The following is a 7,553-nucleotide window of genomic DNA, read 5'->3' on the forward strand; positions in this document are numbered from 1 at the left end:
TCACTTTATTCTTCACCTGTTTCTGATAGGAGGCGTTACTTGCCCTTTGCAATTGCGATTCCAATTTTGGATCACTGCTACTTCAATAAGCGTAGCAAGATTGCGCCCTGGCCGAACCGGAATCGTAATCTCAGGAACCGAAATCCCTAAAATCTGTCGTGTTTCAGGAGTATCAATCCCCATACGATCATAAATCTTATCTTGCTTCCAATCTTCCAAGTGAACGATAAAGTTAATTACTTTTTCATCTCTCGCAGAACCTGCCCCAAAAAGTGTCGTAACATCAAGTATGCCTAAACCACGTACCTCAAGCTGATGCCGAATTCGTTTTGGTGCGGTGCCCAGCAACCTTTCTTCATCTACTCGTCGAATTTTCACGATATCAGCAGCAACTAGCAGATGCCCGCTCTTGATTAGTTCTAAAGCAGCCTCACTTTTGCCAATCCCTCGCTCCCCAGTGATCATAATCCCTGCTCCGTAAACATCTACTAACACTCCCTGAACATTAGTACTGGGAGCTAACTGATTTATTAGGTAACGAATTAAAAGATAAAAAAGTTGAGTCGAAGAGCGAGGGGTTGTTAAGAGAGGAATCTTCCGCTCACTGGCCAATTCGATAAACTCCAGGGGAATGGTTAAACCCCGGGTAATAATTACACAAGGTACTTCTGCAAGCATTACTTGAGCGAGTTTCGAACGGCGCACAGAATAATCAAATTGCTGGATTAGTCCTAATTCAGTCCGACCGTAAACTTGAATACGTTTGGGAGTCAAATGTTCTAAATAACCCGCCAATTCAGCACTCGGACGTTTTAAGCTATATTCTGTAATCTCTTTGTCCAATCCCACATGCCCTGCTAAGACCTCAAAATTAAATTTCTCTACCAATTGGTTTACCGTAAGCAATTTTAACCCTCTTTCCAAACAGGGGATGCCCCTCCGTTTTCATATGTTTCCCGCTATAGAAATATATTATAAACTATTTCTGAAAATCTTGCTTCCTTTTATCCTTAAAATATTTAGATAGTATTTACAATACCCCCTGTTTCCAATATTCTAAGGGTTAGACATGATTTATATTTACAGTAATAGGAGGTAACCTCTTGAAGAAGCAGGCCGTCGTGATAAACCATAAAGATAACGTTGCCACAGTAGTGGAAGACTTCCCATCTGGTACTATCATTCATTTTTTTATCGGTCAATCAGAACATTCTCTTCAATTATTAGAAGACATTCCCCTTGGACATAAACTTGCAATTTGTACAATTCAGGTCGGAGAAGATATCCTCAAATATGCTGAAAGTATCGGGGTAGCCACTGAATTGATTCGACCCGGACAACATGTTCATGTACACAATTTAGAAAGTCGACGTGGACGCAGAGATAAATAATTATTCTATGAAATAGCAACATCATTGATCTTAAGGAGGAAGAACTCATGGATATATTAGGTTATCGCCGTCCCGATGGCAAAGTAGGCATTCGTAATCATATTTTAATTATCCCCACTTCCGTCTGTTCGAGCACCGTCGCTGCAAATATAGCCAATCAAATTCCAGAAGCAGTGGCACTTCCCAATCAACACGGTTGCTGTCAAATAGGTCCCGACCACCTGCAAACTGTTAGAACATTGATTGGCTTCGGCAAAAATCCCAATGTCGCTGCCGTACTTGTCGTGGGTCTTGGATGTGAAGGGATTCCTATCCGAGAAACTGCCGCGGAAATTGCTGCATCCGGCAAACCAGTTGAGGTCGTCATCATCCAAGAAATCGGCGGCACCTTAAAAACTGAAGCTGAAGGCCTGCGCAAAGTAAGTGAATTAGTCCGCCAAGTTTCACATCTTCAACCCGAAAAAGTTAATATCTGCGAACTAAGTTTGGCCATAGAATGCGGAGGATCTGACTTCACCTCAGGACTTGCCTCTAACCCTGCTGTCGGTATCGCTGCTGATCTATTAGTTGCTGCCGGAGGCAACGTCATGTTGTCTGAAACCACAGAATTTATCGGAGCAGAACATGTCCTTGCACGTCGAGCTAGGACGCCGGAAGTTGCTGAAAAACTATTTCAGATAGTGCACGACTGTGAAGAACGGGCAAAGTTTTTAAACGTCGACATTCGTGACGGACAGCCTACCCCTGGTAACATTGCCGGCGGCATTAGCTCCATTGAAGAAAAATCTTTAGGGTGTATCTATAAAGCAGGTCATGCCCCCATTCAAGACGTACTCAAGTATGGAGAAATCCCTAAGGGCAAAGGGCTTTATATCATGGATACGCCTGGCCAGGATATTGAATCTATTACAGGAATGCTCGCTGGTGGAGCTACGGTTGTGATCTTTACTACGGGGCGCGGAACTCCAACCGGTTCTCCGATTGCACCTGTCATCAAAATTACCGCAAATAGTCGGACGTATAAGATGATGGAAGACAACATTGACCTTGATGCTTCCCCCATCATCTCTGGTGAAGAAACCATCGAGCAAGTTGGACATCGAGTTTTTGAAGAAATCCTGGCAGTGTCAAATGGAAGAAGAACAAAAGCAGAGAGCTTAGGATATAAAGAATTTGGAATTTACAAGATTGCACCCACTTATTAATGAGACGAAATTTTCGGTGGAACAAACTTCTTGGTCATCGCGCTAATCCAAGTTAACAACGTCGAAGAAATTATAGTACCCTCATCAGTACTGCGCAGTTTCATATGATTCTCATTATTTAAGAAGGAACCCTCGCCGGCAATTACCGCCAAGGGCTCCTTTCAATTAACATAGCTCCAAGAAAAAACTCCATCGGCAGTTCACAGCGACCGGTGGAGCTCGATCATAATTATCCGCGTATTTTATCAAGTGTCTGCTTTATCTCGATAAGGAAACGTTCTGTACTGACCGTTTTTTTATTAGGAAGTTCCGAGATAAGCGCCAGATCTTTGGTCATAATTCCTGCTTCAATTGTTTTCAATGAAGCTTCCTCTAATTGATTGGCAAACTCAACTAATTCCTTTAGTCCGTCAAGTTCTCCGCGTTTTCTTAAGGCACCCGACCAAGCAAAAATTGTCGCCATTGAATTCGTCGAAGTTTCTTCCCCTTGAAGATGTTTATAATAATGCCTGGTAACAGTACCATGGGCGGCCTCATACTCGAAATTGCCATCCGGTGATACCAATACTGACGTCATCATTGCCAAACTCCCAAAGGCGGTAGCAACCATGTCAGACATTACATCACCGTCATAATTTTTACATGCCCATATGTAACCTCCTTCGGAACGAACCACTCTGGCAACTGCATCATCGATGAGAGTATAAAAGTATTCTATCTTAGCCTCTTCAAATCTTCCCTTATACTCCTGATCATAAATTTCCTGGAAGATATCTTTAAAGGTATGATCATATTGCTTGGAGATTGTATCTTTGGTGGAAAACCACAAATCCTGCTTTACTTCAAGCGCGTAATTAAAACATGCGCGTGCAAAGCTTTCAATGGATTGGTCAAGATTGTGCATTCCCATGAGAACACCCTTATCTTTGAATTCAAAAATCGTCTGACGAGTCTCTTCCCCTTTTTCGTTGGTAAAGACAAGCTCGGCCTTACCTGGTTCGCCTACTCTATACTCTACATTCCTATAGATATCTCCATAGGCATGACGGGCAATTATAATGGGTTTCTTCCATGTAGGTACTAATGGCTGAATACCCTTTGCAATGATAGGAGCGCGAAAAACAGTTCCATCAAGAATCGCTCTTACAGTGCCATTAGGACTTTTCCACATTTGCTTAAGCTTATACTCTTCCACTCTCTGAGCATTTGGTGTAATCGTCGCACATTTGACAGCTACTCCATATTTCTTGTTTGCCATAGCAGCATCAATTGTGATTTGATCTTCTGTTTCATCCCGTTTCTGGAGACCAAGATCATAATACTCTGTTTTTAATTCAATGTAGGGTTTAAGTAAGATTTCTTTAATGGAATTCCAGATGATTCTAGTCATCTCATCTCCATCCATCTCTACTAACGGGACATTCATTTGAATTTTCTGCACGTTTCCATTTCCTCCTTAGTGATGCCTCATCGAATGTAGGACTAGTCCTAAAATCCAATGTTTTTATACTTCGACAAAATAAATGTTTTTCCTTTTCCTCAAACACGCTATCAACTAGCTTTATCTCCGTTATACAATATTATTCGTTAACCTTGATCACTAACCTATATAAAAGGCCCAGATTTTTATATTAAACAGCTAACTCCCCAACTCAATTGAAAAACCTCCCTAATTAAAAAATTAAATTGATTTTTTACGATTATCGAGATATTGTATACATTAATACATTTTGCATGTCAAATTGCATATCAAATCTATTTAAAAAGAAGCAATGTTTTATACTTAGAAGGGAGTATTTTACCATATGAAGCTCTTAAAGGACAAAATTCGTAATAGCGCAAAGATAACCGAAAATAGAATCATTCAAGTTGATAGTTTCTTGAATCACCAATTGGATATTACTTTGTTCAATGAAATAGGTAAGGAATTCAAACGCAGGTTTTCAAGTAAAGAAATAACAAAAATTGTAACCATCGAAACCTCTGGTATTGCCATTGCAAGTATTACTTCTCAATACTTTAATAATGTACCAGTAGTCTTTGCAAAAAAACATGCCGGCCTCAATATGAATCCCAATGTTTATGAATCGAAAGTTTATTCTTATACTAAAGACCAAGAATATACCATTAAAATATCCAAAGAATTCATATCCCCAAATGACAAGATACTGATTATCGATGATTTCCTTGCTAGTGGAAGTGCACTCTTGGGTTTAGTCAGTTTGGTTTCTCAGAGCAGCGCTGAAATCTCCGGTGTCGGTATCGTCATAGAAAAATCATTTCAAGGGGGAAGAAAACTCGTAGAGGAAAAAGGCTTGCAGGTAGAATCTTTGGCGATCATTGACTCGTTGAAAGACGGCCAAGTATTTTTCAAATAAGAATCCAGATCTGATTTATGTTGGTCAGAGAGTGAACTCGTTCAGCTAAAGCTGAACATCGGGGCTTCGGTAGGGGATTCTACCCCCACCGAAGTAGAAATCGGAACACCCACTTAAAGAAGTGGGTGTCTCGGAATTGATTAAAATTCATTAACATTCCTGCTTCTTGAACAAAAATACAATTCTCCCTTAAATGAGGATGTCTTACGAGACATCCTCTTATCTTATCTTTATTTGCTTCCGACCAAACTGCATTTAGCTCTGCCTCTTTCATCCATTAAACAAAATGATTATTCCTTTACTGCGCAGGTTTTCCAAACACTCATTAAGGTACATTGCATTGTGTTCGGGATACACAAGACACATCTCGCTTTCCTCGTCTGTCAGATGTTGAATTTCCCGATAATCAGGCTGGAAACGCGGTGCCGATTTCCCACGGTATCCGGGATCAATCCAACAACTTTCGGGATTGTATCCGCGCCGCTTCATCTCCTTCATTACCCTCACATGATAACTCCACAGTCGTTCTCGAGAATAGCGAAAAACGTAATTAACTACAGAATGAGGCTTTCCCCAGCTGTTCCCGCGAAGTGCACAGCATTCCCTATGTTGTCCCAAAAGCTGTTGCCTTGGCAAAAGTGAGAGCAAATTTTCATGCCATAAACGCATATTGTACTCTCCTTATTTTTTTGAGGTTTTTACCTATATAATAATTTCCGCGATACGCCTTTATCCTGCTCTAAGGGTGATAAAATATTCCCATTAAACAGCTAAGTTGTATCTTAAGAACTCAATTCACTCAAACTAAATTCCACTATTTCACTCTCATAAAAACCTTTGGTTTGATTAAAACTAAAGATATTTTAGAATGTACACTAAGAGGAGGAAAAACAAATGAACTCGAAATACTTAAAGCATTTAAGTTCAGCTGTTATAAGTATGTTGCTAACAGCTACTGTATTTGCCTCAACACTTAATGCTCAAACCCCATTCAATAGAACAAATATACCCGCGCAAGTAAAAATCACAGCAGCCTCTCTAAACGTAAGATCAGGACCATCTGCATCAACTATTAAAGTCGGTTTACTTTATAAGGGCCAAATAGTAGATTGTATTGGCAAAATAGGTACTTGGTGGGTAGTCCATTTAGAAAATGATACTGTAGGATTAATTACAGACAAATATGCTAACCCATATTATCCACCAAGTCCTGCCCCAAAACCCACTCCAGCTCCTGAACCTGCGCCGACTCCGGAACCGACTCCAGCTCCTGCTCCTATACCCACTCCAAGTCCTGAACAACCAGCCATTGGAGTGGAAGAACAAAAAATGCTTGATTTAATAAATGCCGAGCGCTCAAAGGCTGGAATTGCTCCCCTAAAACCAGATACTAAGTTAATGGAAGTCGCCAAAACTAAAGCAGAAGATATGGTAGATAACAATTATTTTTCCCATACTTCGCCAACTTATGGTTCCCCCTTTGATATGTTAAACAAGTTTGGCGTAACATACCAAACAGCTGCCGAAAATCTTGCTGGAAACTCAACAGTAGAAGCTGCGCATAATGCTTTAATGCAATCAGAAGGCCACCGTAAGAATATCTTAAATCCCAGCTTTAACTATATAGGTATAGGTATTGTTCCCAGCCCTGTTTACGGGAAAGTTTTTGTTCAAATGTTTGTCGGACGGTGAACATACTCTCCACTTAATTTCTGCTGAAATTTGAAGTGGGAGCTTCTTGGTCAATATCGCCGATGCGACAAGTTTACCCAAGCTCAAAGGACATGACCTGCCCCAAAAACACCGTCTATATGGCAAGTTTTAGTAGGTTTTGACTTGCGTTGACATCCCTATCATGGTGAGTATTGCATTGTGGGCAATCCCATTCTCTCAACGCCAGATTCTTGACTAACACGTTTTTGAAGTCGCATACTGAGCATAATTGACTACTGGCATAGTTGGATGGTGCAATTATTACTTCTCTGCCATACCAGTTAGCTTTGTACTCGATCATTCTCCGAAACTCGCTCCAAGATGCTTCCGATATTGCTTTTGCAAGTTTGTGGTTTTGGACCATGTTCTTGATACGAAGGTCTTCGAGAACAATCACTTGGTTTTTGCGAATGATCTCGATGGATTGTTTGTTCAGGAAGTCTGCTCGTTGGTTGGCAATCTTTTCGTACAGTAACGCGACCTTGATCCTTGCCTTGTTGCGGTTACGACTACCTTTCTTCTTCCTCGATAAGTCTTTCTGTAATTTAGCAAGTCGCTTCTCTGATCTTCTAAGATGCTTAGGGTTTTCGATCTTTTTACCATTGGACATGACAGCAAAGGTCTTCAATCCAACATCAATACCAACTTTCGTGTTCAACACTGGTAATGTTGCTATCTCACATTCAACTAAAACTGAGACAAAATACTTACCACTTGGTACTTGCGAGACCGTGCAAGACTTTATCACGCCATCAAATGTTCTATGTTGTTTGATCCTTACCCTTGTTTTAAGTTTCGGAAGTTTGATGTAACCATTATCAATCCTAACTGTACCTTTTTGATTGTTCGTGGTGTAGCTTTTGTCA

At 40.6% G+C, this 7,553-nt stretch carries 8 protein-coding genes; 4 read left to right on the top strand and 4 right to left on the bottom strand.

Annotated features, from left to right (window positions below; genetic code table 11):
- Positions 1 to 12 precede the first annotated feature (12 nt).
- The gene (gene hprK / locus BUB11_RS23530) at positions 13 to 906 is read right to left on the bottom strand and encodes an HPr(Ser) kinase/phosphatase (protein WP_073032748.1); all 894 of its coding nucleotides are present in this window, start codon (positions 904 to 906) and stop codon (positions 13 to 15) included.
- Positions 907 to 1,103: 197 nt separating this feature from the next.
- On the opposite strand from hprK, the gene BUB11_RS23535 reads away from it, so the two are divergent.
- Entirely contained in the window at positions 1,104 to 1,391 is a 288-nt protein-coding gene (locus BUB11_RS23535) for a UxaA family hydrolase (protein WP_073032750.1), read from the top strand.
- 47 nt (positions 1,392 to 1,438) lie between these two features.
- Positions 1,439 to 2,596: a UxaA family hydrolase gene (locus tag BUB11_RS23540; protein ID WP_073032751.1), complete on the top strand. Its 1,158-nt coding sequence runs from the start codon at positions 1,439 to 1,441 to the stop codon at positions 2,594 to 2,596.
- 229 nt (positions 2,597 to 2,825) lie between these two features.
- Here BUB11_RS23540 and BUB11_RS23545 read toward each other — a convergent pair whose 3' ends face one another.
- Positions 2,826 to 4,037 (bottom strand): NADP-dependent isocitrate dehydrogenase, encoded by a 1,212-nt coding sequence (locus tag BUB11_RS23545; protein ID WP_073032753.1) that lies wholly within the window; start codon positions 4,035 to 4,037, stop codon positions 2,826 to 2,828.
- 364 nt (positions 4,038 to 4,401) lie between these two features.
- Between BUB11_RS23545 and BUB11_RS23550 the strand changes: the two genes are divergently transcribed.
- Positions 4,402 to 4,974 carry a xanthine phosphoribosyltransferase gene (locus BUB11_RS23550; RefSeq protein WP_073032755.1) on the top strand — a complete coding sequence of 191 codons (573 nt, stop codon included), beginning with the start codon at positions 4,402 to 4,404 and terminating at the stop codon, positions 4,972 to 4,974.
- Between the two features lie 270 nt (positions 4,975 to 5,244).
- On the opposite strand, the gene BUB11_RS23560 is transcribed toward BUB11_RS23550, so the two are convergent.
- The gene (locus BUB11_RS23560) at positions 5,245 to 5,643 is read right to left on the bottom strand and encodes a TIGR02328 family protein (RefSeq protein WP_073032758.1); all 399 of its coding nucleotides are present in this window, start codon (positions 5,641 to 5,643) and stop codon (positions 5,245 to 5,247) included.
- A 225-nt stretch (positions 5,644 to 5,868) separates the two neighbouring features.
- Between BUB11_RS23560 and BUB11_RS23565 the strand changes: the two genes are divergently transcribed.
- Entirely contained in the window at positions 5,869 to 6,666 is a 798-nt protein-coding gene (locus BUB11_RS23565) for a CAP domain-containing protein (RefSeq protein WP_073032760.1), read from the top strand.
- 115 nt (positions 6,667 to 6,781) lie between these two features.
- On the opposite strand, the gene BUB11_RS23570 is transcribed toward BUB11_RS23565, so the two are convergent.
- Positions 6,782 to 7,553, bottom strand: a 772-nt coding sequence (locus tag BUB11_RS23570; RefSeq protein WP_073032500.1) for an RNA-guided endonuclease TnpB family protein, incomplete at its 5' end; no start/stop codon positions are given.

Source organism: Desulfosporosinus lacus DSM 15449 (assembly GCF_900129935.1).
In the GTDB taxonomy this organism is placed as follows: Bacteria; Bacillota; Desulfitobacteriia; order Desulfitobacteriales; family Desulfitobacteriaceae; genus Desulfosporosinus; species Desulfosporosinus lacus.

Bases quoted from the DNA above. Each gene is read 5' to 3' on its own strand.
- BUB11_RS23540 (WP_073032751.1), top strand. From the start codon at position 1,439: ATGGATATATTAGGTTATCGCCGTCCCGATGGCAAAGTAGGCATTCGT.
- BUB11_RS23550 (WP_073032755.1), top strand. From the start codon at position 4,402: ATGAAGCTCTTAAAGGACAAAATTCGTAATAGCGCAAAGATAACCGAA.
- BUB11_RS23560 (WP_073032758.1), bottom strand. From the start codon at position 5,643: ATGCGTTTATGGCATGAAAATTTGCTCTCACTTTTGCCAAGGCAACAG.
- BUB11_RS23565 (WP_073032760.1), top strand. From the start codon at position 5,869: ATGAACTCGAAATACTTAAAGCATTTAAGTTCAGCTGTTATAAGTATG.